The sequence below is a fragment of the Trujillonella humicola genome (assembly GCF_046233715.1).
Taxonomy (GTDB): domain Bacteria; phylum Actinomycetota; class Actinomycetes; order Mycobacteriales; family Geodermatophilaceae; genus Trujillonella; species Trujillonella humicola.
In genome coordinates this window covers 1-671 of record NZ_JBJNRJ010000146.1, presented here as the reverse complement: position 1 = coordinate 671, position 671 = coordinate 1, and the positions used below count along the sequence as shown (strand labels likewise).

Below are 671 nucleotides of genomic sequence, written 5' to 3'. Positions count from 1 at the left end.
GGGCTGGTCTGGCCGCAGGCGGAGTGCCGGCGGCGGGTGTTGTAGCGGGTGGCCCAGGCGAACACCGCCCGCCGCGCGTCGGCCGCGGTGGCCCAGCTGGCCGCGCCGGCCAGGGTCTCGCGCTTGAGGGTGGCGTTGAACGACTCGGCCAGCGCGTTGTCCGCGCTCGAGCCGACCGCGCCCATCGACCGCGTCACGCCCAGCTGCTGGCAGAGCGCGGCGTAGGCCCGGGACGTGTACTGCGCTCCGTGGTCGGCGTGGAAGATCGCCCCGGCCAAGGATCCGCGGGTGGCGGCCGCGGCCAGCAGCGCGTCGGCGACCAGGTCGGTGCGCATGTGGTCGGCGATCGACCAGCCCACCAGCCGGCGGGAGAAGCAGTCGATCACCGTGGCCAGGTAGAGGGTGCTGCCGTCGGCGCAGGGCAGGTAGGTGATGTCCCCGACGTACTTGGTGTTCGGCTCATCGGCGGTGAAGTCGCGTTCCAGCAGGTCAGGGACCTGCTCGTCAGCCGGCTCCGGCACGGTGGTGCGGACCCGCCGCCGGAGGCGGATCCCGGCGATGCCGTGTTCGGCCATCACCCGGGCCACCCGCTTGTGGTTCACCCGCTCGTCGTCACCGGCGCCGTCGTTGAGCTCGGCGGTCACCCGCGGCGCCCCGTACGCGCGGTTGTC

At 73.8% G+C, this 671-nt stretch carries 1 protein-coding gene; it reads right to left on the bottom strand.

Going from position 1 to position 671, the window contains the following annotated elements:
- The coding region (locus ACK586_RS25480) for an IS3 family transposase (RefSeq protein WP_409333326.1) at positions 1 to 671 on the bottom strand (671 nt) is incomplete at both ends.